This is a genomic window from Nonomuraea glycinis (genome assembly GCF_014646515.1).
Taxonomy (GTDB): Bacteria; Actinomycetota; Actinomycetes; order Streptosporangiales; family Streptosporangiaceae; genus Nonomuraea; species Nonomuraea glycinis.
Genome location: NZ_BMNK01000009.1, coordinates 92,225 through 117,946, shown reverse-complemented (window position 1 = coordinate 117,946; position 25,722 = coordinate 92,225). Strand labels below are relative to the sequence as shown.

General features: G+C 71.4%; 27 protein-coding genes. 18 read left to right on the top strand and 9 right to left on the bottom strand.

Annotation, left to right across the window (positions count from 1 at the left end; genetic code table 11):
* The first annotated feature begins 9 nt into the window (after positions 1 to 9).
* From IEY87_RS24990 to tsaD, 11 genes are all read left to right on the top strand, one after another.
* On the top strand, positions 10 to 360 hold the full coding sequence (locus tag IEY87_RS24990; protein ID WP_189141204.1) for a holo-ACP synthase: 351 nt from the start codon (positions 10 to 12) through the stop codon (positions 358 to 360).
* A gap of 10 nt (positions 361 to 370) precedes the next feature.
* Positions 371 to 1,852, top strand: a complete 1,482-nt coding sequence (locus tag IEY87_RS24985) for an NAD(P)H-hydrate dehydratase (protein ID WP_189141444.1) — start codon at positions 371 to 373, stop codon at positions 1,850 to 1,852.
* A 14-nt stretch (positions 1,853 to 1,866) separates the two neighbouring features.
* Positions 1,867 to 2,997 carry an alanine racemase gene (alr, locus tag IEY87_RS24980; protein ID WP_189141443.1) on the top strand — a complete coding sequence of 377 codons (1,131 nt, stop codon included), beginning with the start codon at positions 1,867 to 1,869 and terminating at the stop codon, positions 2,995 to 2,997.
* Positions 2,994 to 4,046: an alpha/beta fold hydrolase gene (locus IEY87_RS24975; protein ID WP_189141203.1), complete on the top strand. Its 1,053-nt coding sequence runs from the start codon at positions 2,994 to 2,996 to the stop codon at positions 4,044 to 4,046. Before alr ends, IEY87_RS24975 begins: the two co-directional genes overlap by 4 nt.
* Positions 4,043 to 4,516, top strand: coding sequence for a tRNA (adenosine(37)-N6)-threonylcarbamoyltransferase complex ATPase subunit type 1 TsaE (tsaE, locus tag IEY87_RS24970; RefSeq protein ID WP_189141202.1), 474 nt, complete (start codon positions 4,043 to 4,045; stop codon positions 4,514 to 4,516). The genes IEY87_RS24975 and tsaE overlap by 4 nt, the downstream gene beginning before the upstream one ends.
* A gap of 221 nt (positions 4,517 to 4,737) precedes the next feature.
* Positions 4,738 to 5,358 carry a hypothetical protein gene (locus IEY87_RS24965; RefSeq protein WP_189141201.1) on the top strand — a complete coding sequence of 207 codons (621 nt, stop codon included), beginning with the start codon at positions 4,738 to 4,740 and terminating at the stop codon, positions 5,356 to 5,358.
* Between the two features lie 2 nt (positions 5,359 to 5,360).
* Positions 5,361 to 5,894 (top strand): class F sortase, encoded by a 534-nt coding sequence (locus tag IEY87_RS24960; RefSeq protein WP_189141200.1) that lies wholly within the window; start codon positions 5,361 to 5,363, stop codon positions 5,892 to 5,894.
* Between the two features lie 128 nt (positions 5,895 to 6,022).
* Positions 6,023 to 6,952, top strand: coding sequence for a phosphotransferase family protein (locus IEY87_RS24955; RefSeq protein WP_189141199.1), 930 nt, complete (start codon positions 6,023 to 6,025; stop codon positions 6,950 to 6,952).
* Between the two features lie 27 nt (positions 6,953 to 6,979).
* On the top strand, positions 6,980 to 7,624 hold the full coding sequence (gene tsaB, locus IEY87_RS24950) for a tRNA (adenosine(37)-N6)-threonylcarbamoyltransferase complex dimerization subunit type 1 TsaB (protein ID WP_189141198.1): 645 nt from the start codon (positions 6,980 to 6,982) through the stop codon (positions 7,622 to 7,624).
* A gap of 11 nt (positions 7,625 to 7,635) precedes the next feature.
* The gene (rimI, locus tag IEY87_RS24945; RefSeq protein ID WP_189141442.1) at positions 7,636 to 8,067 is read left to right on the top strand and encodes a ribosomal protein S18-alanine N-acetyltransferase; all 432 of its coding nucleotides are present in this window, start codon (positions 7,636 to 7,638) and stop codon (positions 8,065 to 8,067) included.
* A complete protein-coding gene (gene tsaD / locus IEY87_RS24940; RefSeq protein WP_189141197.1) occupies positions 8,060 to 9,091 on the top strand; it encodes a tRNA (adenosine(37)-N6)-threonylcarbamoyltransferase complex transferase subunit TsaD in 1,032 nt (343 codons plus the stop codon). The genes rimI and tsaD overlap by 8 nt, the downstream gene beginning before the upstream one ends.
* 42 nt (positions 9,092 to 9,133) lie before the next feature.
* Here the strand turns inward: tsaD and IEY87_RS24935 are convergent, their stop codons facing one another.
* Both IEY87_RS24935 and IEY87_RS24930 read right to left on the bottom strand, forming a co-directional pair.
* The gene (locus IEY87_RS24935) at positions 9,134 to 10,696 is read right to left on the bottom strand and encodes a coiled-coil domain-containing protein (RefSeq protein ID WP_189141196.1); all 1,563 of its coding nucleotides are present in this window, start codon (positions 10,694 to 10,696) and stop codon (positions 9,134 to 9,136) included.
* Between the two features lie 188 nt (positions 10,697 to 10,884).
* A complete protein-coding gene (locus IEY87_RS24930; RefSeq protein WP_189141195.1) occupies positions 10,885 to 12,060 on the bottom strand; it encodes a class I SAM-dependent methyltransferase in 1,176 nt (391 codons plus the stop codon).
* A gap of 338 nt (positions 12,061 to 12,398) precedes the next feature.
* On the opposite strand from IEY87_RS24930, the gene groES reads away from it, so the two are divergent.
* The 3 genes from groES (at position 12,399) to IEY87_RS24915 (ending at position 15,803) form a co-directional block, all read left to right on the top strand.
* The gene (gene groES, locus IEY87_RS24925) at positions 12,399 to 12,710 is read left to right on the top strand and encodes a co-chaperone GroES (RefSeq protein ID WP_043623565.1); all 312 of its coding nucleotides are present in this window, start codon (positions 12,399 to 12,401) and stop codon (positions 12,708 to 12,710) included.
* Positions 12,711 to 12,782: 72 nt separating this feature from the next.
* Positions 12,783 to 14,402, top strand: a complete 1,620-nt coding sequence (gene groL, locus IEY87_RS24920) for a chaperonin GroEL (RefSeq protein ID WP_189141194.1) — start codon at positions 12,783 to 12,785, stop codon at positions 14,400 to 14,402.
* 765 nt (positions 14,403 to 15,167) lie between these two features.
* A complete protein-coding gene (locus IEY87_RS24915; protein WP_189141441.1) occupies positions 15,168 to 15,803 on the top strand; it encodes a sigma-70 family RNA polymerase sigma factor in 636 nt (211 codons plus the stop codon).
* A 112-nt stretch (positions 15,804 to 15,915) separates the two neighbouring features.
* On the opposite strand, the gene IEY87_RS24910 is transcribed toward IEY87_RS24915, so the two are convergent.
* Positions 15,916 to 16,293 carry a DUF5319 family protein gene (locus tag IEY87_RS24910; protein WP_189141193.1) on the bottom strand — a complete coding sequence of 126 codons (378 nt, stop codon included), beginning with the start codon at positions 16,291 to 16,293 and terminating at the stop codon, positions 15,916 to 15,918.
* A 36-nt stretch (positions 16,294 to 16,329) separates the two neighbouring features.
* Entirely contained in the window at positions 16,330 to 17,352 is a 1,023-nt protein-coding gene (locus IEY87_RS24905) for a helix-turn-helix transcriptional regulator (RefSeq protein WP_189141192.1), read from the bottom strand.
* 410 nt (positions 17,353 to 17,762) lie between these two features.
* Between IEY87_RS24905 and guaB the strand changes: the two genes are divergently transcribed.
* Positions 17,763 to 19,244 carry an IMP dehydrogenase gene (gene guaB / locus IEY87_RS24900; protein ID WP_189141191.1) on the top strand — a complete coding sequence of 494 codons (1,482 nt, stop codon included), beginning with the start codon at positions 17,763 to 17,765 and terminating at the stop codon, positions 19,242 to 19,244.
* Positions 19,245 to 19,247: 3 nt separating this feature from the next.
* Entirely contained in the window at positions 19,248 to 20,369 is a 1,122-nt protein-coding gene (locus IEY87_RS24895) for a GuaB3 family IMP dehydrogenase-related protein (protein ID WP_189141190.1), read from the top strand.
* 137 nt (positions 20,370 to 20,506) lie between these two features.
* On the opposite strand, the gene IEY87_RS24890 is transcribed toward IEY87_RS24895, so the two are convergent.
* Positions 20,507 to 21,076 (bottom strand): dihydrofolate reductase family protein, encoded by a 570-nt coding sequence (locus tag IEY87_RS24890; protein WP_189141189.1) that lies wholly within the window; start codon positions 21,074 to 21,076, stop codon positions 20,507 to 20,509.
* A 72-nt stretch (positions 21,077 to 21,148) separates the two neighbouring features.
* Between IEY87_RS24890 and IEY87_RS24885 the strand changes: the two genes are divergently transcribed.
* Positions 21,149 to 21,721, top strand: coding sequence for a TetR/AcrR family transcriptional regulator (locus IEY87_RS24885; protein ID WP_189141188.1), 573 nt, complete (start codon positions 21,149 to 21,151; stop codon positions 21,719 to 21,721).
* A 9-nt stretch (positions 21,722 to 21,730) separates the two neighbouring features.
* Positions 21,731 to 22,504: a phosphotransferase gene (locus tag IEY87_RS24880; RefSeq protein WP_225277652.1), complete on the top strand. Its 774-nt coding sequence runs from the start codon at positions 21,731 to 21,733 to the stop codon at positions 22,502 to 22,504.
* Between the two features lie 75 nt (positions 22,505 to 22,579).
* Here IEY87_RS24880 and IEY87_RS24875 read toward each other — a convergent pair whose 3' ends face one another.
* Genes IEY87_RS24875 through IEY87_RS45960 form a run of 4 tightly spaced genes read right to left on the bottom strand, consistent with a single transcriptional unit; the run spans position 22,580 to position 25,701 of the window.
* Positions 22,580 to 23,404, bottom strand: coding sequence for a class II fructose-bisphosphate aldolase (locus IEY87_RS24875; protein ID WP_189141187.1), 825 nt, complete (start codon positions 23,402 to 23,404; stop codon positions 22,580 to 22,582).
* Between the two features lie 10 nt (positions 23,405 to 23,414).
* Entirely contained in the window at positions 23,415 to 24,335 is a 921-nt protein-coding gene (locus IEY87_RS24870) for a 1-phosphofructokinase family hexose kinase (RefSeq protein WP_189141186.1), read from the bottom strand.
* The gene (nagA, locus tag IEY87_RS24865) at positions 24,332 to 25,468 is read right to left on the bottom strand and encodes an N-acetylglucosamine-6-phosphate deacetylase (RefSeq protein ID WP_189141185.1); all 1,137 of its coding nucleotides are present in this window, start codon (positions 25,466 to 25,468) and stop codon (positions 24,332 to 24,334) included. Before nagA ends, IEY87_RS24870 begins: the two co-directional genes overlap by 4 nt.
* Positions 25,465 to 25,701, bottom strand: coding sequence for a hypothetical protein (locus IEY87_RS45960; RefSeq protein ID WP_225277651.1), 237 nt, complete (start codon positions 25,699 to 25,701; stop codon positions 25,465 to 25,467). Before IEY87_RS45960 ends, nagA begins: the two co-directional genes overlap by 4 nt.
* Positions 25,702 to 25,722: the final 21 nt, after the last annotated feature.

Sequence of the window (25,722 nt, the reverse complement as noted above, 5' to 3'; positions counted from 1 at the left end):
CCTGGGAGGATGATCCTGGGCATCGGCGTGGACGTCGTGGACATCGCGCGCTTCGAGGCCGCGCTGGAGCGGACGCCCGCGCTGCGCGAGAGGCTGTTCACCGAGATCGAGCGGCCACTGGCGACGCGCTCGCTGGCCGCCCGGTTCGCGGCCAAGGAGGCCGTCGCCAAGGCCCTGGGCGCGCCCCGGGGCCTCGGGCACCTGGAGGCCGAGGTGCGCTGCGACGAGAGCGGCAAGCCCGAGCTGCACGTGACCGGCAAGGTCGCCGAGGCCGCCTACGGGCTCGGGGTGAAGCGCTGGCACGTCTCACTCAGCCACGACGGCGGCGTGGCGATGGCTTACGTGATCGCCGAAGGATAGCTTGGTGAAGATGATCGCCGCCTACTCCGCCGACCAGATCAGGAGCGCCGAACAGGCGCTGATGGCCCGGCTGCCTGAGGGCACGCTGATGCTGCGCGCCGCGAGCGGCCTCGCCGCCGCCTGCGCCGACCTGCTCCCCAAGGTGTACGGCAGCCGCGTCGTGCTCCTCGTGGGCAGTGGCGACAACGGCGGCGACGCCCTCTACGCGGGTGCCGTGCTGGCCCGGCGCGGGGCCAGGGTCGAGGCCGTGCTCGCCGGCGAAAGGACGCACCAGGCGGGGCTGCACGCCCTCCAGGAGGCCGGCGGGGTGGTCGCGGGCGAGGACGCCGTCGCCGCGGCCGAGCTCATCGTCGACGGACTGGTCGGGATCGGCGCGTCCGGTGCGCTGCGCGAGCCCTATGCCCGTCTCGCCGAGGCCGCCAATGCCGCCGCCGGCCTGGTCGTCGCCGTGGACGTGCCCAGCGGGGTGGACGCGAGCAGCGGGCGGGTGGCGGGCGCGGCCGTGCGGGCCGCGCTGACGGTGACGATGGGCGCCCGCAAGACCGGCCTGCTCGTCGATCCCGGAGCCGGCTTCGCGGGCCGGATCGAGCTGGTCGACATCGGGCTCGACGCCTATCTGCCCGGCCCCGACGTCACCGCCCTGACCCGCGCCGGGGTCGCCGGGCGGCTGCCGCGACCCGGCCACGAAACCGACAAATACCGCAGGGGCGTGGTCGGCATCGCCGCCGGCAGCGACCAGTACACCGGCGCCGCCGTGCTCGCCGTGGGCGGCGCGCTGCGGGCCGGCGCGGGCATGGTGCGCTACGCCGGTCCGGGCCGCCCGGCGGCGCAGGTGCGCGCCCGCTGGCCGGAGGCGGTCATCACCGAGCTGGACGAGCCGTCGATCGACGGGGTCGGCCGCGTGCAGGCATGGGTGGTGGGTCCCGGGCTCGGCACCGGCCGCTGGGCGCGCGAACTGGTCGCCAGGGTGCTCGCCTCGGACGTGCCGGTGCTGGTCGACGCCGACGGGCTCAACCTGGTGGCCAAGGGCGTCGCGCTGCTGCGCCGTACCGGACCGGTTCTGATCACGCCGCACGCGGGCGAGCTGGCGCGGCTGACCGGAGCGGGCCGGGACGAGATCGAGGCGGGCAGGCTGGCGCACGTCCGTGCGGCGGCGGCCGAGCTCGGCGTCACGGTGCTGCTCAAGGGGTCCACCACGGTCGTGGCCGAGGAGGGCTCGCCGGTGCGGGTCAACGGCACCGGCACGCCCTGGCTGGCCGCCGGCGGCACCGGAGACGTGCTGTCCGGCATCGCGGGCTCGCTGCTCGCCCAGGGGTTGAGCGGCTATGACGCCGGGTCGTGCGGCGCCTATCTGCACGGGCTGGCCGCCCGGATCGCGGCCTGCGGCGCGCCGCTCACCGCGGCCGAGGTGGCCGAGGCGGTCCCCGCCGCCATCCGGGCGCTGAGCGGCGAAAGCGCGCTCGACCACGCGCGTGAACTGACAGACTGGTAGGTATGGACAACCCGATGGCGACGCCCGCGCAGGCGCGGGTCGACCTGGCCGCGATCAGGCACAACGTGGCGCTGCTCAAGGAGCGTGCCGGTGGCGCCGAGCTGATGGCCGCCGTCAAGGCCGACGCCTACGGGCACGGGCTCGTGCCCTCCTCCCGCGCCATGCTGGCGGGTGGGGCGGCCATGCTCGGCACCGCGTTCGTCAGCGAGGCCCTGGAGCTGCGCGCGGCCGGGATCACCGCGCCGGTGCTGTCGTGGCTCATCACGCCGGGGGAGCCGCTCGACGAGGCGCTCCAGGCCGGCGTCGAGCTGTCCGCGTCCGACGAGCCGCTGCTCGACGAGATCGCCGCCGCCGCCCGGCGCACCGGGCGCGCCGCCCGCACGCACCTGGAGGCCGACACCGGCATGAGCCGGGGCGGCTCGCCGCTCGCCGCCTGGCCGGGCCTGCTGCGCCGGGCGCTGGAGCTGCAGGCCGAGGGCGCCGTCGAGATCGCCGGGCTCTGGTCGCACCTCGCCTGCGCCGACATCCCCGGCCACCCCGCGATCGACGCACAGCTCGAGTCGTACGAGACGGCGCTGAAGCTGGCCGAGCAGGCGGGCGCCGCCGGTTCCCACGTGATCAGGCACCTGGCCAACTCCGCCGCGACCATGACCCTGCCCAGGGCCCACTACGACCTCGTCAGGTGCGGCATCGCCACCTACGGCCTCAGCCCGATCCCCGAGCAGGGCGACTTCGGGCTCAGGCAGGCGATGACCCTCGTGGCGCGGATCGCGATGACCAAGCGGGTCCCGGAGGGCTCCGGCGTCTCCTACGGGCACCTTTACGTCACCGACCGCGAGACCACGCTCGCCCTGGTGCCGCTCGGCTACGCCGACGGGATCCTCCGGCACGCGACGGGAAAGGCCGAGGTGCTGGCGGGCGGCCGCCGAAGACTGGTGGCGGGCCGGGTCTGCATGGACCAGTTCGTGATCGACATGGGGGACGATCCGCTGCTCGCGGGCGAGGAGGTCATCCTGTTCGGGCCGGGCGCCCAGGGCGAGCCGACCGCTCAGGAGTGGGCCGATAACCTCGGCACCATCACGCATGAGATCGTGACCAGGATCGGATCGCGGGTGCCGCGGGTGTACGAAGGATGGGGTCCATGACGACCACAACACGCCGAAGGGTCGGAATCGCCGGCGCGATCGTCGGCGCCGCCTCCGCCGGGGTGGCCGCGGCCGCGCTGGCCAAGCGCTACGCCGTGGGCCGGATCAGGCTGCGGCCGGACCTGGACGCCAACGAGCCGTTCGGCGAGCTCGGCGGCACCGAGCACACGCTGACCACCTCCGACGGCAAGGCGCTGCACGTCGAGGTCGACGGCCCGCATGACGCCCCGCTGACGATCGTGTTCTGCCACGGCTACTGTCTCAACCTGGAGTCCTGGCACTACCAGCGCAAGGATCTGCGCGACACCCATCGCATGGTGCTGTGGGACCAGCGCTCGCACGGCCGCTCGCAGCGCGGCGCGGCCGACGACAGCACGATCGACCGGCTGGGCGAGGACCTGGCCGAGGTGATCGAGCGGTTCGTGCCGGGGCCGTGCGTGCTCGTCGGCCACTCCATGGGCGGCATGACCATCATGGCGCTCGCCGACCGCTACCCCGAGCTGTTCGGCGACAGGATCCAGGGCGTCGCGCTGATCGCGACCTCGGCCGGCAAGCTGGCCGAGCTGACCCTCGGGCTGCCCGCCCTGGTGTCGAAGGTCGTCCACAAGGTGGCGCCCACGACGGTGTCCCTCCTGGGCCGCAGGGGCGCGCTGGTCGACCGCACCCGCCACGCGGGCAGCGACATCGCCTTCCTGATGACCCGCTACATGGGCTTCGGCGACTCACGCAACATCAGCCCGACCCTGGTCGACTTCGCCGAATCCATGATCAGGGGGACGCCGACCGAGGTCGTCGCCGACTTCTACCCCGCGCTGATGAACCACGACAAGCTGTCGGCGCTGCACGTGCTCGACCCGGTGCCGACGGCGATCGTGGTGGGCGACAAGGACTGGCTGACACCGCCCGACCACAGCAAGGCGATGGCCGAGGCGCTGCCCAAGGCGCAGCTCACCGAGGTCCCTGACACCTCCCACCTGATCCAGCTGGAGCGCCCCGGGGTGGTCAACGACGCGCTGCGCGACCTGATCAAGCGAGTGGGTCAGGAATGAGGCTGTCCACCGCCGAGGAGACGCGCGCGTACGGCACCCGCCTGGCCGCCCTGCTCAGACCGGGTGACCTGCTGATCCTGTCCGGCCCGCTCGGCGCCGGCAAGACCACCCTCGTGCAGGGCGTGGGCGAAGGGCTCAAGGTGCGCGGGCCGATCACCTCGCCCACCTTCGTGATCGCCAGGGTGCACCCGTCGCTGTGCGGCGGCCCCCCGCTCGTGCACGCCGACGCCTACCGGCTCGGCGGCGACCTCGAAGTGGACGATCTCGACCTCGACGCCTCCCTGGAGGAGTCGGTGACGGTCGTCGAGTGGGGTGAGGGTCTGGTCGAAGGTCTGTCCGAGGAACGGCTGGAGATCCACCTCGACCGCACGGCCGACGACGAGGCGCGTACGGTCACGCTGCGCGGCGTCGGAGCCAGATGGGCGGGCGTGAATCTGGGCGACACGCCGTCCGAAACGGCGAAAGAGTAAAACAACCGCCAAGCCCCGATCATCCTGGCACCCTTGACCTAACTCGCCGATGCCATGAAACATGATCATTGGTAAGGGTTGGCCCAGAAATTTTGGGTATTCAGGAGGGGCGGCATCCACAGTTTCGCTGGGTGCTTGGTGAAGGACGGCGGAGTGGGGTGCGACGGGTGCTCAGGGTCAGGCGAGTCGCGTACGCGGGAGCCATCGTCATGATCGGCCTCGTGGGATGCGCAGCGGAGGCACAAACACCACCGGCGGGTTCGGAGACCCCGACCGGGACGCCCACCACCTCGGTCAGCCCCACGACCACCACGCCGGTCAGCCCCACGGCGACCGCCACCCGGCAGTCCATCTCGGTCCAGCTCAACCCCGACAGCGTCACCGCCGGTGAGACCTCGACCGTGTGGATCCTGGCCAACTGCCCCGAGCCTTCGGGCGGCCCCGCCCACACCGGCACCGCCACCTCCAGAGCCTTCCTGTCCGGGGTCTCCTTAGCCCCCGCCACCTCCGCGACCGCCAGTCCCGCCGCCACCGGCTCGCCCTCCGGCGCGTGGGTGCGCGGCCAGGCCCAGGTCTCCGGCACCGTCAAGCGCGGCTCGTACCGCGTGGACGTAAAGTGCGACGGCACCAACCACGTGGGCCGGGCCACCCTCAGAGTCACCAGGGCCGACCCGCTGCCGAGCGACGTGCCCACCAGGGCGCCCAGGGCCGGCGGCGGCGGCACCTTCGGCCAGGAGGTCGACGAGAGCTCCTCCCTTCCGCTCGGCGGCGTCGGCCTGGCGCTCGGCCTGGCGATGGCCGTCGGGATCGGGGTGGCGGTCAAGCGCCGCAGCCGGTCCTAGCGATGGCGCGTCCCGGGCGGGTGGTGCTCGCCGGCGCCGTGACCGGGCTGGTGCTGGTCGCCTTCGGCCAGAGCATGCAGTCCACCCCCAAGAAGGCGGCCGCGGTCGTGCCGAAGAGCATCGAGATCTCCTCGATCGACATGGAGGCGCCGCTGATGAAGCTCGGGCTCAAGGACGGCGAGGTCGAACTGCCGCCCTACGAGAAGCCCGAGATGGCCGGCTGGTACACCGGCAGCGCCGTGCCGGGCGAGAAGGGCGCCTCGGTGATCGTCGGACATGTCGACACCAAGACCGCGCCGGCCGTCTTCTACAAGCTCAGACACGTACGCAAGGGTGAGATCGTCAAGGTGGAGCGCAGCGACGGCAAGGTCGTCAAGTACAAGGTCGACGGCGTCGAGCAGGTCCACAAGGACTCCTTTCCGCTCCGGCGGGTGTACGTGGAGGACGGGCTCAAGCTGGTGACCTGCGGCGGCAGGTTCGACCGCGCCGCGGGCGAATACCTCGACAACATCATCGTGTACGCCTCCCGCGCCTGACCTCCTCCCGCGCCTTCCGGCCGCACCCTGCGCCTCCCGCGCCTTCCGGCCGTGCCCTGCGTCGCGGGTTCTCGATTCGCGGCCTCCGCCTCCCCAAATTCGGTTGCGCCGGTTGGGATCATGGGTTCATGAGCGTGGACACCAATCCGCCCGCGGCGGGGACCCGGCTGCCCTGGCACGAGGTGCACCCGGCCGCTCGCGCCGCGGTCGAGGAACTGCTCGGCGGGCCCGTGGCCGAGGCGGTCACGCAGTCGGGCGGGTTCTCCCCGGGGGCGGCCGTGCGGCTGCGCGCCGCGGACGGGCGCCGGCTCTTCGTCAAGGCCGTCGGCCCTGAGCCGAACCCCGACTCCGCCGGCATCTACCGCGCCGAGGCCAAGATCGCCGCCGCGCTTCCCGCCTCCGTCCCGGCTCCCCGCCTGATCGCCACCTTCGAGGTCGACGGCTGGGTGGTGCTCGCGTTCGAGGACATCGAGGGCCGGCACCCGGCGATGCCGTGGCGTCGCGACGAGCTCGACCGGGTCACGGCCGCCGTCGCGCGGATGTCCGCCGAGCTGACGCCGGCGCCGATGGCCGCACCGCCGATCGCCGAGGCGTTCGAGGGGTCGTTCGACGGCTGGCGCCGGCTGCGCGGCGCGGACACCGCCGGGCTGGACCCGTGGGCGCTGCGCCACCTCGACGCGCTGGCCGAGCTGGAGTCCGGCTGGGCGCGGGCGGCCGAGGGCGACACGCTCCTGCACGGCGACGTACGGGCCGACAACGTCCTGCTCACCGAGGAGCGCGTCTACGTCGTGGACTGGCCGTGGGCCTGCGTGGGCGCGGCCTGGTTCGACGTGGTGGCCATGCTGCCGTCCGTCGCCATGCAGGGCGGCCCGCCGCCGCACGAGCTCTTCACCGACCCGGATGACCGCGTCACCCGGGTGATCGCCGCGTTCACCGGCTATCTGGTCAGCAGGAGCCGGAGGCCGGCTCCGCCGGGGCTGCCGACGCTCCGGGCGTTCCAGCGGGCGCAGGGCGTCGTGGCGCTGGAGTGGCTGAAGCGGCGGACCGGCTGGGCCTGACCTGCTCTGCGGGTAGGCTAATCAGTCGTGTTGGTCCTGGCTTTCGATACCGCTACCCCCGCCGTCACCGCCGCGCTCCACGACGGGACGCGAGTGCTCGCCGAATCCACCACGATCGACGCCCGGCGTCACGGCGAGTTGCTGGCGCCGGCCGTCGAGCGCGTGCTGGCGGAGGCGCGGGTGTCGCCGCGTGACGTCACCGCCGTGGTCGCGGGCAGCGGCCCCGGCCCCTACACCGGCCTGCGGGTCGGGCTGATGACCGCGCAGGGCCTCGCCACCACGCTCGGCGTGCCGGCCTACGGCATCTGCACGCTCGACGCCATCGCCTACGGCAGCGGCTTGGACGAGCCGTTCCTGGTCGCCACCGACGCGCGGCGCAAGGAGGTGTTCTGGGCCCGCTACGCCGATCGGCGCACCAGGCTCGACGGCCCGTCCGTCGCCCGGCCCGCCGAGGTCCCCGTCGAGGGACTGCCGGTGGTGGGCGCCGGGGCCGGGCTCTATCCCGAGGCGCTCGGCCGCGCGCATGAGCCGGCTTACCCGTACGCCGGATTCCTGGCCGCGCTCGCGGCCGAGCGCATCGCGGCGGGGACGCCGCTCGACCAGCCGCACCCCGTCTATCTGCGCCGGCCCGACGCGGTCGTGCCCGGCGCGCCCAAGCGGGTGACGGCGTGAAGCTGCGGCAGATGACCGTGGCCGATCTGCCGGTGGTGATGGCGATCGAGCAGGCGACGTTCCCGTACGACGCGTGGAGCGAGGGGATGATGCGCGGTGAGCTCGCCGACCAGCCGCGCACCAGGCACTACGTGGTGGCGGAGGCGGACGACCAGATCGTCGCCTACGCGGGCCTGGCCGTCGCCGCCGACCAGGCCGACGTGCAGACCATCGCGGTGCTGGAGTCCCACCGCGGCACCGGCATCGGCGGCGCGATGCTGGCCGAGCTGCTGCGGGTGGCGGGCGAGCGAGGCGCGCGGGAGATCTTCCTGGAGGTACGGGAGGACAATCCGGTCGCCCGGGGCGTCTACCAGCATTTCGGGTTCGAGGAGATCGGCGTCCGGCGCCGCTACTACGACGACGGCACCGACGCGATCATGATGAGGAGAAAGCTGGATGGCTGACGCACCGCTGGTCCTGGGCATCGAGACGTCCTGCGACGAGACCGGCATCGGGATCGTCACCGGCCACACCCTGCTGGCCAACACGATCGCCTCCAGCATGGAAGAGCACGCCCGCTTCGGCGGCGTGGTGCCCGAGGTGGCCTCGCGAGCGCACCTGGAGGCGATGACGCCCACCGTGGAGGCGGCGCTGGCCCAGGCCGGGCTGAGGTTCTCCGACATCGACGCGATCGCGGTCACCGCCGGGCCGGGGCTGGCCGGCGCACTGCTGGTCGGCGTGGCCGCGGCCAAGGCCTACGCGCTCGGCCTCGGCATTCCCCTCTACGGCGTCAACCACCTGGCCGCGCACGTCGCGGTGGACCAGCTGGAGCACGGGCCGCTGCCCAAGCCGTGCATCGCCCTGCTGGTGTCGGGCGGGCACTCCTCGCTGCTGCTGGTGCCCGACGTGGCCAAGGACGTGATCTCGCTCGGCTCCACCGTGGACGACGCGGCGGGGGAGGCGTTCGACAAGGTGGCGCGGGTGCTCGGGCTGCCGTTCCCCGGCGGCCCCTACATCGACAAGGCCGCCACCTCGGGCTCCGGCACCGCGGTCGCCTTCCCCCGGGGCAAGATGGACGACGGCACGCTCGACTTCTCCTTCTCAGGGCTGAAGACCGCCGTCGCCCGCTGGGTGGAGGCGCGCGAGTCGGCGGGGGAGCGCATCCACGTGCCGGACGTGGCCGCCTCCTTCCAGGAGGCGGTGGTCGACGTGCTGACCCGTAAGGCCCTGCAGGCCTGCCGTAAGTACGGCGTGGGCGACCTGCTGATCGGTGGCGGCGTGGCGGCGAACTCGCGGCTGCGCGCCCTGGCCCAGGAGCGGTGCGACGCGGCCGGCGTACGGCTGCGCGTCCCCCGCCCCGGGCTGTGCACCGACAACGGCGCCATGGTCGCCGCGCTCGGCTCGGACCTGGTGGCGGCCGGCGTCACCCCGTCCTCGCTGGAGATCCCCGCCGACTCCTCGATGCCCATCACGACGGTCCACGTCTGAGTCCCGCGCGTCTGAGTCCCGCGCGGCTCAGTCCCGCGCGGCTCAGTCCTTGGCGCGGGTGGGCCGCAGCAGGGCCTCGGCGAGGGCCAGCATGGTCTCCTCCAGGGCGCCGAGGCGCTTGTTGAGGTCAGCGGTGGCGGGCTCGACGATGCCGGTCACCGTCTCGGACACGGTCTCGGCCAGCGCCTCGCGGTCGGGGCGGGAGCTGACCGCCTCGGTGAGCGCGGCCGCCGCCTCGGCCAGGCGCTCGGCGTGGTCGGCCCGGTGGGAGTCGAGCAGCTCGCCGAGACGCTCGTCGATGGCCAGCGCCTCGGGGAGTTGGCCGATGCGGCGGCTCACGGCCTCCAGCGTCTCGCCGACCTGCTCGGAGTGGGTGGTGAGGCCGGTCAGGTGGGCGTCGAGGCCGTCGACGCGGGTGGTCAGGTGCTCCTCGGCCGCTTCCAGCCGCTCATCCAGGGACTTGAGGTGGGTGTCGAGGCCGTTGAAGCGGTCCTCGTCGCGGGCGGCGGTCTCGCTCTGGTGCTCGTCCAGGGCGTCGAAGCGCCCGTCGTGACCGGTCAGGCGGGCGTCCAGCTCGCCGTTCATGGCGACGAGCCGGCCGTCCACGGACGTCAGGCGGGTGTCGAACCCGTCCAGCCGCGCGTCCACGCCCTGCAGGCGGGTACCGATGTCGGTGAGGGACTGGTCGGCGGTTTCGAAGCGGTGGTCGACGTTCGCCAGGCGGGAGTCGATCGCGACCAGCCGGCCGTCGATCTTGTCCACCCTGCTGTCGACGCGGCCGGAGAGGTCGTGCACGCGGCCGGTGAGGCGCTGCTCGGTGTCGTCGAGCCGGGTGCCGAGGGACTGCTCGGTGTCGTCCAGGCGGCTGGTCAGGCGCTGCTCGACGGCGTCCACCTTGACGCTCACCCGGTCCGTCGAGGCGGTGAGCTGCTCGGCGGTCGCGGCCAGCCGCTCGTCCAAGCCGTCGGACAGGTCCAGCACCACCCCCTCGACGCGGTCGGTGCGGCCGTTGAGCTCGGCCAGCGACTTGTCGATCCGGTTGAACCGGCCGGCGGCGACCTCCATGCCGGCGCTCACCTGGGCGAGCCTGGTGGTGAACTCGCCCATCCGCTGGGTCATGCCGTCGGTCACCTCCAGCACCGACTGCAGCCTGCTGAGCGTCTCCTCGACGCCCTCGCTCACGATGCCGAGATCGGCGCGCAGCTTCGGCAGCTCCAGGACCGGGTGCACGCGCTCGTGCACCGACTCCACCCGGGAGTCGACGCCGTCGACCTGCTCGCCGACGGCGTCGACGTGATCGCGCACCGCCTCCACGTGCTGGGCCAGCCCCTCGGCCCACATCGGCGGCTTGGCCGCGATGTCGTCGAGCCGCCCGCTCACCGTCTCAAGGGTGCCGCTGAGACCGCCGAGCTCGCGCTCGCGCACCTCGCGAAGAAGCCACTCCATGCCCTCAAGCCGCTGCCGGATCTCGTCGAGGACGGCTCCCTGCGTGCGCTGCTCGTACACGTGATCCTGCGCGGCACGCGCCAGCAGCTCCCGCATCCTGTCGGAGATGGCGGTCTGGCCGCCCGCTTGCAGAAGGGTGGTGTGGTTCGAATGATCCACCGAAAGGCTCCTTCGCTCGTCGACGGTCTGCCGCGTAGCGAGTCCGGTTTACAAGAAATGGAAGAAGGAGAACACGGCTCACCGCGATAGGGGGAGAACTCCCGCCCGCCACCATAGCCTTTCGATCATGGTCCGTCAGGGGCGAGGGAGAACGTCGTGCTTATCGATGAATCGCCCTGATTTGTCATTTATGCAGGTGGGCTGGGGTTGCAGATGATGACTGACGGCCTGTCCATAATCCTTGTCAGGATGATTACAGTGGATTTAACGCCGGAAAGTCGGAGGTCGCGGCGCAGGCGTTCGATATCTACGGCCGAGCCGCGCTTTTTGATGGTGACATTTCCGATTTGGCGGTCGCGGAGTGCCGTACGGAGGCGCTTGAGCGAGAAAGGCAGCACCTCGTCGACTTCGTACCTCGCGGCCCAGGGGGTGTCGATCGGCTCGTCCCCGGAGATGTAAGCGATCATCGGATCGGGAAGGCGGCCGCGCACCAGCTCGGCCACCTCACCCACGAGATGCGCGCGGATGGCGGCTCCGTCGGGCTCGTACACATAGCGCCCGACCGGGCCCGTGACCGCCCGCACGCCGGTGGCGGCCAGGGTGTGCGAGCCGGGCAGCAGCGTGGCCCGCCTGCCGGTCCGCTCCTCGTCGCCACCGGTCCAGAGGGTGGCCTCCTTGACGTCGCCCCGGTAGGAGACCCACTCGGCCTCGGCGGCGTCGGGGATGAACTCGTACGGGATTCCGGGGGCCACCTTGAGGCAGGCGCGACGCGACCTGGACACCAGCTCCAGCACCACCGGCCAGGGCGGGGAGTAGGCCAACGGGTCGAACGTCCTGCCCCTGGAGGTGCGGCGCGCGGGGTCGGCGAACAGCACGTCGTACGCCTCGGGGGCGACCGACGCGGCGTCGGCCACCGTGACCGTGACCCGGTCGGCGAGGCCGAGCGCCTCGGCGTTCGCCGTGGCGACGGCGACGGTCAGCGGGTCGGTGTCCACGGCGTCCACGGTGCAGCCCGCGCGGGCCAGCGCCACCAGGTCACCGCCGATGCCGCAGCACGCGTCCACGACCCGCAGGCCGGGCCCGGCGGCCAGGCGGCGGGCGCGGTGCTCGGCGACCTCGGCGCGGGTCGCCTGCTCCAGGCCGTGCGGCGTGAAGTACATCAGCCCCGCGTCCGCGCCGAACTTCGCCCGCGCCCGGTCCCTGAGCCCGGCCTGGGTGAGCGCGGCCGAGGTCAGCGCGGCGTCGTAGGTCCTGCGCAGCTTGGTGGCGGCCACGACCGGATCGGCGCCCACGAGCTCCTCGGCCTCGCCGAGCGCCCGCAGGCCGCGCGGCGTCAGCAGCTCACGAAAGGCGTCGAAGTCCACGACGTACGACGTTAGCGCCCCCGCCGATCCGCCCGGCCGGGTCCGCCGGCTCCAGCCGTACGGCGCGCCGACGCGACGTGCGGAGGGATCCTCCTGGCTGCACCTAGGCTGGGACTTCAGAAACCCCGCAACCAGGGGTTATCCAGGCGAAGACTCGGTCCTGATCGCTCTCAGCGGACGAGTTCGTGTTGACTGTCAAGCCCCTCTTGCATATGTTTCCTGTTGGCACTCTCCCCTTGAGAGTGCCAATGTGCGACGAGGCAGGTCTGGCACCCGCGACGGCAGGCCCCGCTGGTCGCCTCTTCTAGATCATTCATATCTGAAGGGGAGGTCCGATCGTGACGACCGCCACCAAGGTTCCCGTTAAGCCGCTCGGCGACCGCATTGTGGTTCAGCCGCTTGAGGCAGAGCAGACCACCGCTTCCGGTCTGGTCATCCCGGACACCGCCAAGGAGAAGCCGCAAGAGGGCAAGGTCCTCGCGGTGGGTCCCGGCAACTGGGATGAGGACGGCGACAAGCGGATTCCGCTCGACGTCAGCGAGGGCGACATCGTCCTCTACAGCAAGTACGGCGGCACCGAGGTCAAGTACGGCGGCGAGGAGTACCTCGTGCTCTCCGCCCGCGACGTTCTCGCGATCATCGAGAAGTAAGCCGGTTGTGTCGGGGCCCCGGACGCATACCGCGTTCGGGGCTTTCGACGCCAGGAGAGGACTCTCAGCAAAATGGCGAAGATCCTGGAATTCGACGAGAACGCTCGCCGCGCGCTTGAGCGCGGCGTCAACGCCCTCGCGGACGCCGTAAAGGTTACCCTCGGCCCCCGTGGCCGCAACGTCGTCATCGACAAGAAGTTCGGTGCCCCGACGATCACGAACGACGGCGTGACCATCGCTCGTGAGATCGAGCTGGAGGAGCGTTACGAGAACCTCGGCGCCCAGCTCGCCAAGGAAGTTGCCACCAAGACCAACGACGTCGCGGGCGACGGCACCACCACCGCGACCGTCCTGGCCCAGGCGATGGTCCGCGAGGGCCTGCGCAACGTGGCCGCCGGCGCCTCGCCGCTGTCGCTCAAGCGCGGCATCGACCAGGCCGCCAAGGCCATCAGCGACAAGCTGCTGGCCAGCGCCCGTCCGGTCGAGGACAAGAAGGAGATCGCCAATGTCGCGACGATCTCCGCGCAGGACGCCCAGATCGGCGAGCTGATCGCCGAGGCGTTCGACAAGGTGGGCAAGGACGGTGTGCTCACCGTCGAAGAGTCCAACGCCATGGGCATGGAGCTCGAGTTCACCGAGGGCCTGCAGTTCGACAAGGGTTACCTGTCGGCCTACATGGTCACCGACTCCGAGCGCATGGAGGCCGTCCTGGAGGACGCCTACATCCTGCTCACCCAGGGCAAGGTCTCCTCCATCGCGGACTTCCTGCCGCTGCTGGAGCAGATCGCGCAGAGCAAGAAGCCGCTGCTGGTGGTCGCTGAGGACGTCGAGGGCGAGGCCCTGGCCGTTCTGGTCACCAACAAGATCCGCGGCACCTTCACCTCTGTCGCCGTCAAGGCTCCCGGCTTCGGCGACCGCCGCAAGGCGATGCTGCAGGACATCGCCATCCTCACGGGTGGCCAGGTCGTCAGCGAGGAGATCGGCCTCAAGCTGGAGAACGTCGGTCTGGAGGTGCTCGGCACCGCCCGCCGCATCGTCGTCACCAAGGACGCCACGACCATCGTCGACGGCGCCGGTGACGCCAAGGCCATCGAGGACCGGGTCAAGGAGATCAAGCTCGCGATCGAGCAGTCGGACTCCGACTGGGACCGCGAGAAGCTCCAGGAGCGCCTGGCCAAGCTCGCCGGCGGTGTGTGCGTGCTGCGTGTCGGCGCGGCCACCGAGGTGGAGCTCAAGGAGAAGAAGCACCGCCTCGAGGACGCGATCTCCGCGACGCGCGCCGCGATCGAGGAGGGCATCGTCTCCGGTGGTGGCTCCGCGCTGATCCACGTCGCCAAGGAGCTCGACGACCTCGGCCTCACGGGCGACGAGGCCACCGGTGTCGCCATCGTGCGCCGCTCGCTGGTCGAGCCGTCCCGCTGGATCGCCGAGAACGCCGGTCTCGAGGGTTACGTCGTCACGCACAAGATCGCCGAGCTCAAGCCCGGACACGGCCTCAACGCCGCCACCGGCGAGTACGGCGACCTGCTGTCGCAGGGCGTCATCGACCCGGTCAAGGTCACCCGTTCGGCCGTCCAGAACGCCGCCTCCATCGCGGGCATGCTGCTCACCACCGAGGTTCTCGTGGTGGACAAGCCCGAAGAGGAAGAGGCCTCCGCTGGTCAGGGCCACGGTCACGGCCACGGCCACTAGCCACACCAGCTCCACCGCACGGCCCGCCCGATTCGTCGGCGCGGGCCGTACGTGTTCCTGCGGCGAGTTTTTCGTGGCATGCCCGCCGCAGGGCCTCGCTACCCGCGCAGGAGCCTGTGTCCCACGCTCCGGCGCCCTGCGGCACAGTCGGGCGACGCCCCTGACGCCCCTGACGCCCCCACCACCCGACGCCCCTGACGCCCTCACCACCTGACGCCCCTGACGCCCTCACCACCTGACGCCCCTGACGCCCTCACCACCTGACGCCCCTCACGCCCCACCGGCCGCCCCTCACGCACCCGCCCCCGGCCGCCCGCCGGAACGCACCGCCCACCACCCGGCGCCCCGCTGCCTATCACCCGCCACACGCGCCACACACGCCACCGGCCGTCTGCCACCGGCCGCCTGTCACCCCGCCGCATGCCGCACGCGCCACTCGCCGTACGGCGCGCGTGGTCTTGTACGAGGGGTCGGCTTGGCTTGGGTGGCGCCGTCGGGGCGGGGGGTATGCGGTATGTGATGTTGCGCAGGTTGTTGTGTTGTGGGGGAACTTGGGGAAAGAATGCGGGTTTATTGGAGTAAACCTGAAGTGAGTGTTAAGCGTCGGCGTCTGACGAATGTCGTGCATTTCGGGTTATCGGGTGAAATATGGTGCCAGACGGAAAGGCTTAGTGTTGTCGATCGATTACTGACCGTTATCGTCTCGTCAATGTGACCAATCCGTAGCCGTTCGCGATGACGACAGGCCCGATCAGTGCGGGCATCATGCCTAACGTGAGCGAGGGAAGCGTCGCCGACGCCAAAATTGGGGTAAGGCTCGCGTCGAGACTTCCGGCACGGACGGATGACTCCGACCTAAGGGAACTAACGAGCCTCGCTGTGCAGGGAGATCGCAGTGCGATCGAATCCTTGCTCGGCGAGTTGCGTCCGATGGTGGTGCGGTATTGCCGCGCCAGGCTGGGCAGGGTTACCGGGCAATATCACATTGCCGATGACGTCGCCCAGGAGGTGTGCATCGCGGTCCTGTCCGCGCTGCCGCGATACAGGGACATGGGGAGGCCCTTCGCGTCCTTCGTGTTCGGGATCGCCTCGCACAAGGTGGCCGACGCGTTGCGCAGTTCCGTGCGCTCGGCCGTGCCCACTCAGGATCTTCCGGACGGGCCCGACGACGGGCCGGGGCCGGAGGAGACGGTGGTCCGCTACATCGAGGTGGAGCACGCGCGCCGGCTGCTCGCCCGGCTGCCGCCGAACCAGCGGGAGTTGCTGCTGCTGCGGGTGGTGTCGGGCCTGTCGGCCGAGGAGACCGGTAATGTACTCGGCATGTCACCAGGAGCCGTCCGGGTCGCCCAGCATCGGGCGCTGGCCAGGCTGAGGCAGATGGCCGAGCTGGAGTCGGCTTGACGCCAGAGGAAGAGAGCGACGCACTGCTCGACGCGCTCGCCGCGGGGGAGGTTCCCGACCGCCGGGATCCCGCGGCTCGGGTGCTCGCCGTCCTGCGTGGCGACGTGGTCGATCAGTGGCGCTCTTCGGTGTCGATGACGCCGTCGACGTAACCTCTGGCGTACTCCCAGCTGACATATTCGTCCGGGTCCGGGAAATACGCCGGCTCGTGCACCTGGGGCCGGCCCAGCTCGATCATCTGGCGCAGGTTGCCGCGCAGCAGGTCCCAGTCGAAGAAGTGCTGCTCGCCGCATTCCGGGCAGTCGAGCACGAGGCCGAGCACCCCCTGCGGCTCCAGCACGGAGCGAAAGACCTCGACGTCCGCCAGGTCGGTGATCGCCTCGTCCCGCTCGGCGGCGGTGAGAGGCTCGGCGTCGTCGAGCTCGCCCATCGCTGAGGACGGGTCGTCAGGGTCGTCCGCGAACGGGTCGCGGGGGACGTCTTCCAGCACCTTCCCACCATATGACCGAAGCGGTGTCAACGGCGGTCATTGGCCCAGCCAGCCGCGCCGAGCGGCCTCCACACCTGCGTGAAAGCGTGACTGAGCGCCCAGTTCGGACATGGCGTCGGCGAATCTCGCGCGTACCGTACGGACCGACACGCCGAGGTGGCGCGCGATGGACTCGTCGCACATGCCCTGCGCGGCCAGCCGCAGCACCTGCACCATGCCGCCGCCCTCGCGGCCCGCCGGCAGCCAGGGCAGGGGCATGGCGCGCCCCCACAGCTCGTCGAAGAGGGAGTGCAGCATGCCCACCACGATGGGGGCGCGCATCAGATAGAAGTTGTAGGCGTGCTCGGGCAGGTTGCCGCCCCAGAGCGCGGGCAGGCCGGCCGCGTCGGGTCCCGCCGCCACGAACCAGCTCGGCACCTGGTCGAGTGTGCGCACCTGGCCGCCCGCCTCGACCATGCGGGTGAGCTGGTCGCGTACGCCGGGGAGCACCAGGGTGTCGACCGGGACGAGCGTCCGCATGCGCAGCAGCCCTTGACGCTGTGCGTCGATCCACGGGTCGGCGTACTTCCGGGCAAAGTCGATCATGGTGCGCTCGTCCGGGATGGCGGTCAGCAGCGTCATCGGCGGCGCCTGGACCGCCATGCCCACGACGCTCTCGTACAGCACGTCGGCCCCGCTGACCAGCTCCACGGGGAAGGTGCCGCTCTGGTAGTCGCGGCCGGCGTCGTAGTCGCGGATCAGGCCGCGGATCGAGCCGAGCGCGGAGTCGATCCTGCGGCTCTCCTCGGCCAGGCGGTCGAGCCGCTCGGCGACCAGCCGGCCGAGCGCGGCGGCCGGGTGCCGGGCGAGATACTCGCCCGACTGCTCGTCCACCACGCCGAGCGCGACGAGCTGGTCGAGCTCCCTGCCGACCTTCTCCACCGGGTCGTCCATGGCCGCGGCGAGCTCGGTGCGGGTAGCCCGGTGCAGGCGCAGTACGGCGGCGTAAACGGCCGTCTGGGTGGGGCCCAGGCCCAGCGTTTCGAGCGGCTGGGGCATGGTCTGATGCTCGCTGCGCATGGTGTCGGGCTCCGTAGGGGGACAGGCGTGCCGCGAGAATAACCCGGCATTCCCCACTTGTCCGCTCGTTGCGGCGGAGTCATCGGTGCGGCGTGCAGCTTAGTGCAATTGCACGTTTTCACGTTGCGCTGTGCCGTTGCGTAACTCACGCTTAACTCTGCGTCGGCCCCCAAGGGCCGGGCAGCGCCGGCCATCAGGACGCGGAGGGGGGTTCGGTGGCGTAACGCGCGCTCAGCCCGGGTGCCGATGGCGGAGGTGGGACGGTGACACCGACCGTCCCACCTCCCGGGAGCATGCCGATGCCGGGAGTACGACGGGCCGTGGGGGCCATCGTCCTCCCGGCATCACATGCGTTTGGACGCAGGCCCTAGACTTGGCTCATTCAGCGCATCGGCGGGAGGGGCCGCAGCATGTCCAAGTTCACCGCGACAGGTCTGACCTTTGACGACGTGCTGCTCGTGCCGGCGTATTCAGACCTGCAGCCAGGTGACGCCGACACCCGCACCCGACTGTCACGTGGCATCAGCCTGTCCATCCCGCTGGTCTCGGCGGCGATGGACACCGTGACCGAGGCCCGGATGGCGGTCTCCATGGCCAGGCAGGGCGGCATCGGCATCCTGCACCGCAACCTGTCGGTCGAGGAGCAGGCCCAGCAGGTCGACCTGGTCAAGCGGTCCGAGGCGGGCATGGTGACCAACCCGGTGACCTGCAGCCCCGACGACACGCTGGCCGACGTCGAGCGGCTCTGCGCGACGTACCGGATCTCCGGGGTGCCGGTCACCGACGCGTCCGGCATCCTCGTCGGCATCGTCACCAATCGCGACATGCGCTTCGAGACCGCCCAGGAGCGGCCGGTGCGCGAGGTCATGACGAAGATGCCGCTCGTCACCGCCCCCGTGGGGGTCTCGCGGGACGACGCCTACGACCTCCTCCGGCAGAACAAGATCGAGAAGCTGCCGCTGGTCGACCCCGACGGCAGGCTGCGCGGGCTCATCACGGTCAAGGACTTCACCAAGAGCGAGCAATATCCGCTGGCCACCAAGGACGCCGACGGCCGCCTGGTGGTCGGCGCCGCAGTCGGCGTCGGGGGCGACGCCGAGGTGCGGGCCAAGGCGCTCATCGAGGCCGGCGTGGACGTGGTGGTCGTGGACGTGGCGCACGGCCACTCCAAGGGGCTGGCCGACATGATCGCCAAGGTCAAGGCCAACAGCAAGGTCGACGTCATCGGCGGCAACATCGCCACCAGGGCCGGCGCCCAGATGCTCGTCGAGGCGGGTGCCGACGCGGTCAAGGTCGGCGTCGGGCCCGGCTCCATTTGCACCACCCGTGTGGTGGCCGGGGTGGGCGCGCCGCAGGTCACGGCCATCTACGAGGCCTCGCTCGCCTGCGCGCCCGCCGGGGTCCCGGTGATCGGCGACGGCGGCCTGCAATATTCCGGCGACATCGTCAAGGCCATCGCCGCGGGCGCCGACACGGTCATGCTCGGGTCGCTGCTGGCCGGCTGCGAGGAGTCGCCCGGCGAGCTGATCTTCATCAACGGCAAGCAGTTCAAGTCCTACCGGGGCATGGGCTCGCTCGGCGCGGTGCGCAACCGCGAGCGCGGCGGCACCTCCTTCAGCAAGGACCGCTACGCCCAGGCCGACGTCGGCGGCGAGGACAAATACATCCCCGAGGGCATCGAGGGCCAGGTCCCCTACCGCGGCCCGGTCTCCGCCGTCTCGCACCAGCTCGTCGGCGGCCTGCGCCAGGGCATGTGGTATGCCGGATGTCGCACCATCACTCAGATGCACACCGACTGCGAGCTCATGCCGATCACGATGGCGGGCCTCAAGGAGAGCCACCCCCACGACATCCAGATGACCGTGGAAGCTCCGAACTATCACAGAAGGTAATCCATGACTCAGCAGGTGGAGATCGGCCGGGGCAAGTCCGGCCGCCGCGCCTACTCGCTCGACGAGATCGGCCTTGTGCCCTCGCGGCGCACCCGCGACCCGGAAGAGGTCTCGATCGCCTGGCAGATCGACGCCTACCGGTTCGAGCTTCCCGTGATCGTCGCACCCATGGACAGCGTCGTCTCGCCGGCCACCGCGATCGAGATCGGCCGGCTCGGCGGTCTCGCGCCGCTCGACCTCGAAGGTCTCTGGACCCGGTACGACGACCCGTCGCCGCTGCTGGAGGAGTGCGCGTCGCTCGACGCCGAGGCGGCGACCAGGAGGCTCCAGGAGATCTACGCCGCGCCGATCAAGGAAGAGCTGATCGGGCGCCGCATCGAGGAGATCCGGGCGTCCGGCGTGACCACCGCCGTCCGGCTGTCGCCGCAGCGCACCGTCCAATACCACAAGGCGGTCATCGACGCGGGCGTGGACATCTTCGTCATCCGCGGCACCACCGTCTCGGCCGAGCACGTCTCCGGGCGGGCCGAGCCGCTCAACCTCAAGCAGTTCATCTACGAGCTGGACGTGCCGGTGATCGTCGGCGGCTGCGCCACGCACACCGCGGCGCTGCACCTGATGCGCACCGGCGCGGCGGGCGTGCTGGTCGGCTTCGGCGGCGGCGCCTCGCACACCACCCGCAACGTCCTGGGTGTCGCCGTGCCGATGGCCACGGCCATCTCCGACGTGGCCGCGGCCCGCCGCGACTACATGGACGAGTCCGGCGGCCGCTACGTGCACGTGATCGCCGACGGCGGCATGGGCACCTCCGGCGACATCGCCAAGGCCATCGCCTGCGGCGCGGACGCCGTCATGGTGGGCTCCCCGCTGGCCAGGGCCGCCGAGGCGCCGGGGCGCGGCTTCCACTGGGGCTCCGAGGCCCACCACCCGGACCTGCCGCGCGGGCGCCGGGTGGAGTTCGGCACGGTCGGCCCGCTGGAGCAGATCCTGCACGGGCCGTCCAGCATCGCCGACGGCTCGATGAACCTCATGGGCGCGCTGAAGCGGACCATGGCGTCCACGGGCTACTCCGACATCAAGGAGTTCCAGCGCGTCGAGGTCGTCGTCGCGCCGACCCAGCGCTGACCAGCCTGTCCGAAGGCGCGCCACCGACGTGGCGCGCCTTTCGCGCGCTGAGCCGATGTTGTTCGGGTCTCGCGCGGTACTGCACGGCGCCGGCCGATGCTGTACGGCGCCTCCCGATGCTGTACGGCGCCCGCCGGTCAGCCGCGGACGTAGGTCAGGAGCACCGTGCCGTTGCTGAAGGTGCGGGTGCCGGTGTTGGTGAAGGCCGTGGGGCGGAACTCGCCATCGAAGGCCGGTACGCCGGAGCCCGCCACCACCGGATAACACTTGACGATCAGCTCGTCGATCTCCGGCAGCAGGGAGCCGGCCAGCTTGCCGCCGCCGCAGAGCCAGATGTCCATGCCCTCCTCCTTCTTCAGGCGCTGGACCAGGCCGATCGGGTCGCCGGAGACGAGCTCGACCGCCGGGTCGGTGATCCCGGGGATGCTGCTGGAGATCACGTACTGGCGCAGGTGGGCGTACGGGCTGGTGATTCCGGCGTCGAGGGCGGGCTGGTAGGTGCCGCGGCCCATGAGGACGGTGTCGAAGCGCTTGTTGGGCGCGTCCAGGCCGAGCTGGGCCCGCAGGTGGGTGGGGATGGTCTCGGGATGCTGGTCGTTCAGGTAGGCGGCCAGGTCGTCGGCCACGGGGTAGAAGTCGAACTCGCCGCCGGGGCCGGCGATGTAACCGTCGATGGAGATCGCGATGTAGTAAACGAGCTTTCGCACAGTTGGTCACTCCCCAAGAAGTACTATAGTTGAAGTGGTTTGAACGTAGTACTACAACTGGAGTGGTGTCAATTGGCGCGACAGAACGTGGCCAGGCGGGCGGCGCTGATCGATGCCGCCATCGAGGTGCTGGCCGAGCAGGGGGCGCGCGGGCTGACGTTCAGGGCCGTGGACGCGGAGGCGAAGGTGCCCATGGGCACCGCCACCAACTACTTCGCCAACCGTGACGAGCTTTTCACCCAGGTGGGGAGCAGAATCTACGAGCGGCTCCAGCCCGACGCGCGCACGTTCGAGCTGAGCCTGGAGGGGCCGCGCGACCGCGACCGGTTGCTGGCGCTCATGCGTGAGACCGTCGGCCGGATCTCCGCCTTCCGCTCCGGCTACCTGGCCCTGCTGGAGCTGCGGCTGGAGGCGACCAGGCGGCCGCAACTGCGTGCCGTGCTCACCCAGCGGATCCGCGCGGACATCGACGCGAACGTCAGCCACCACCGGGAATCCGGCCTGCCCGGCGACACCACCGCCGTCCTGCTGCTCTACCTGGCGCTCAACTGGCTGGTGGTCGAGCGCCTCACCCTGCCCGACATCTTCACGGAGGAGGAGATCGACGGCCTCGTCGCGAGCGCCGTGGACCGCGTGCTCGCCTAACATGCGGGGGTGGCCGATCTGCAGGGGACGCACACGATCGAGATGCTGGGTGATGTCGTCACCAAGCACTACAGAGAAGACAGGCCACACGCGGCCGAGCGCGAGTGGCGGGCGCTGACGTTGCTCGCCCGCTACGCTCCGGGGCTCGCGCCGAGGCCGATCTCCTTCCACGGCTGCGTGATCATGTCCCGGATCGAGGGCCGGCCGCTGCGCGGGCTGCCCGAGCCCGCGGCGCACACCCGCCAGATGGCCGCGGCCGTCGCGGAGCTGCACGCCGCCGTGCCGCCCGAGGTCCTGGCCGGGGTGCCGCTGCGCAACTGGCACGCCCAGGCGCTCGCCGAGCAGGTGCGCGAGTGGTGCGAGCACTGGCCGGGCAAGGACCCGGTGGCCGACCGGGCCGTCCGGGAGGGCTGCCGGTGGCTGGCGCGGTGGCGGCCGGACGACGGCGGGGTACGGCCGGTGTTCGGCGGCGGCGACGGCAACCTGGCGAACTTCCTGTGGGACGGCGAGCGGGTGCGGATCGTGGACTTCGAGGACTCCGGCCGCAGCGACCGGGCCTTCGAGCTGGCGGAGTTGTCGCAGCACGTGTCGATGTGGGTGGACGGCGAGATCGACGTCCTGCGCCACTTCGACCTGCCGGCGGCCGAGCGCACCCGGCTGCGCGAGTGCCGCAGGCTGCACGCCCTGACCTGGCTGTTCCTGCTGTCGGGTGAGGGGCCGCGCAACCCGCCGGGCACCTTCCGCAGGCAGGCCGAACGGGTCCTGGCGGAACTGGACGGATAGGGGCCCCTCAGCCCGCCGAGCGTCTCAGGCCGTCAGCCCGCCGAGCGGGCGTGCCACCTCACGGGCCACCGCCTCTCAGCCCGTCAGGACGCCGAGCAGGTGAGTCACCTCGCGGGTCACCGCGTCCCTGCCCGCGTTGACGTACTTGCGAGGGTCGACCACCTTCTCGTCGTGGTGCAGATAGTCGCGGATCGCGCCGGTGAACGCCTTGTTCAGGTGCGTGGCGACGTTGATCTTCTTCATGCCTTCGCGTACGGCCTCGCGCAGGATCTCGTCGGGCACGCCGGAGGAGCCGTGCAGGACCAGCGGGACCGTCAGGGTGGCCCGCAGCTCGGCGATCAGCGCCAGGTCGAGCACCGCGTCCTTGGTCGTCATCGCGTGTGAGGTGCCCACGGCGACGGCCAGCGCGTCGACGCCGGTCCTGGCCACGTAGGAGGCCGCCTCGTCCGGCTTGGTGCGGGCGCCGGGGGCGTGCACGCCGTCCTTGCCGCCGACCTCGCCGAGCTCGGCCTCCACCCACACGCCCCGCTCGTGGCACCAGGCGGTCACGCTCGCGGTGACGGCGACGTTCTCCTCGTCGGGCAGCGCGGACGCGTCGAACATGACCGAGCCCAGCCCCAGCTCCACGGCCTGCTCGACGAGCGCGCGGTCGGTGGCGTGGTCGAGGTGCACCGCGACGGGGACCTCGGCCCGCCTGGCCACCGCGAGCGCGGCGAGCGCGATGGGCTCAAGCTCGCCGTGGTAGCGCACGCAGTTCTCGCTGATCTGCAGCACCACCGGCAGGCTCAGCGCCTCCGCGCCCGCCACGATGGCGGTGGCGTGCTCAAGCTGGATCACGTTGAACGCGCCCACCCCGGCGGGTGAGTCGCGGATGATGTCGCCGACGGTGGCGAGGGGCATGGCGGGCTCCTTATGCGATCTCGATCAAGGGGTGTATGTCGCTGAAGACGTCGCGGTCGAAGTCGCCGGCCACCGGCGACGCGACCGCCGCGGCGCCGAGCGCGGCCGCCGTCCTCAGCGTGTCGTGCCACGATGACGGCTGCACCAGGCCCAGTGCCAGCCCTGCCACCAGCGAGTCGCCGGCCCCTGTCGGGTTGCCTTCGACCGTGTACGGCATCCGCGCGCGAATCGTGCCTTCGGGGGTGACCGCCAGCAGCCCGGCCGAGCCCATGGACACGACCACGGACTCGGCACCCTGGCCGCGCAGTGCCTGGGCGCCTTCCTCGACGGTGCCGTGCGGCACGGCCCGGGCCAGTTCCTCGGCGTTGGGCTTGACGATGGCGGGCCGGCCCTGCGGCGCGAGGCGCAGTGGCTCGCCGTCGGCGTCCACGATGGCCGGCACGCCCTTGGCCGAGGCCAGGGCCGCCAGTCTCGCGTAGGTGTCGGCGGGGACGCCACGCGGCAGGCTGCCGGAGAGGACCACCGCCCGCGCGTCTGCCAACATGACCCCATACGTTGTCACGAAATTTCGTAGCTCGTCGTCGGTCACCTGCGGCCCGGGTTCGTTGAACAGCGCGGTCCGCGTACCGTCAGGAGGGCCTGGAGCGTCCGAGACCACCAGCGTGGTGCGCGAGTCGGCGGCGATGGGCACCATCGCCGCGGGCAGCCCGGCCGCCCGCAGGTCGGCCTCCACCGCCTCGCCGGTCGGCCCGCCCACCAGGCCGGTGACCAGCACCTCCTGGCCGAGCGCGGCCAGCACGCGGGCCACGTTGACGCCCTTGCCGCCGGCCCGCCGGTGCACGGCCGCCACCCGGTTGACGCCGTCCCAGTCGACCCGGGGCACCTCGTAGGTGACGTCGAGCGCGGCGTTGAGGGTCACGGTGAGGATCATCGGGGCTCCGCGATCCAGGCGCCGCGCCGCATCACGCCGGCCACCTCCAGCTCGTCGGAGAGCACCACGAGGTCGGCCGACTTGCCGACGGCGATCGAGCCGACCTGATCGGCCAGGCCCAGCACCCGGGCCGGGGTCAGGGAGGCCACCTGCGCCGCGTCGGGCAGCGACAGGCCCAGCTCCTGGACGCTGCGGCGGAAGGCGACGTCCATGGTGAGCGTGGAGCCCGCGATCGAGCCACCATCCACCAGGCGGGCGACCCCGCCGACGACGCCGACCCGCATCGGGCCGAGGAGATATTCGCCGTCGCTCAGGCCGGTGGCCGAGATCGAGTCGGTGATCAGCGCCGTCCGGCCGGGGCCCGCCACCTCACAGGCCAGCGTGAGCATGGCCGGGTGCACGTGCACGCCGTCGTTGATCAGCTCGACCGTGACGCGCTCGTCCTGCAGCAGCGCGGCGATCGGGCCGGGGGCGCGATGGCCGAGCTGCGGCATCGCGTTGTAGAGGTGGGTGGCGACGGTGGCGCCCGCCTCGATGCCCGCCAGCGTCCGGTCGTAGCTGGCGTCGCTGTGGCCGAGCGCGGCGATCACGCCTTCGGCGGCGGCCATCCGGATCGTGTCGAGGGCGCCGGGCAGCTCGCCGGCGATCGTCAGCATGCGCACATGCCCGCGCCCGGCCTTGATCAGCCCGGCCACCTCCTGCGGCGACGGCTCGCGCAGCAGCGCGGGGTCGTGAGCGCCGCAGCGCGCCTTTGAGATGTACGGGCCCTCGAAGTGGATGCCGGCCAGCAGACCGTCGTCACAGAGCTCGGCCAGCGACGCGGCCGCCCTGGACAGCCGGTCGAGGGAGTCGGTGACCAGGCTGGCCACCATGGTGGTGGTGCCGTGCCGCTGGTGCAGCGCCACCGCCTCGCGTGCGCCGTCTGGCTCGCCGGCCGGGAAGGAGCCGCCCGCCCCGCCGTGGTTGTGCATGTCGACGAAGCCCGGCACCACGTGCCGGCCGCCGAGGCCGTGACCGGGTCGGGGGGCCGATCCGTGGCCGACGTGCGTGATGCGGCCGTCTTCGATGGTCAGCCACCCCTCGTGAACTCCCTCGGGGGTCACGATGCGGGCGTCGGCGAGTGTGAGGCTCATGAGGAAAGAATCACAGATCGCGTGAGGTGCATGGGCGCGTCCGGGTCGAGACCGCGGGCGACGGCCCTGGCCACCGCCACCCGCTGGGTGGTGGTAAAGCGGGTCGGCGGGAGCACGCGGTCGTACGCGCGTCCGACCGGGAACGCGGAGGCGGTGAACGCGTCGGTCTCCCCCTGACCGGCCCGCTCGCGCAGCTCGGCGTACGCGATCTCGGCTTCGGTATGACTGGTCACCAGTGCCTCCGACAATTTGCT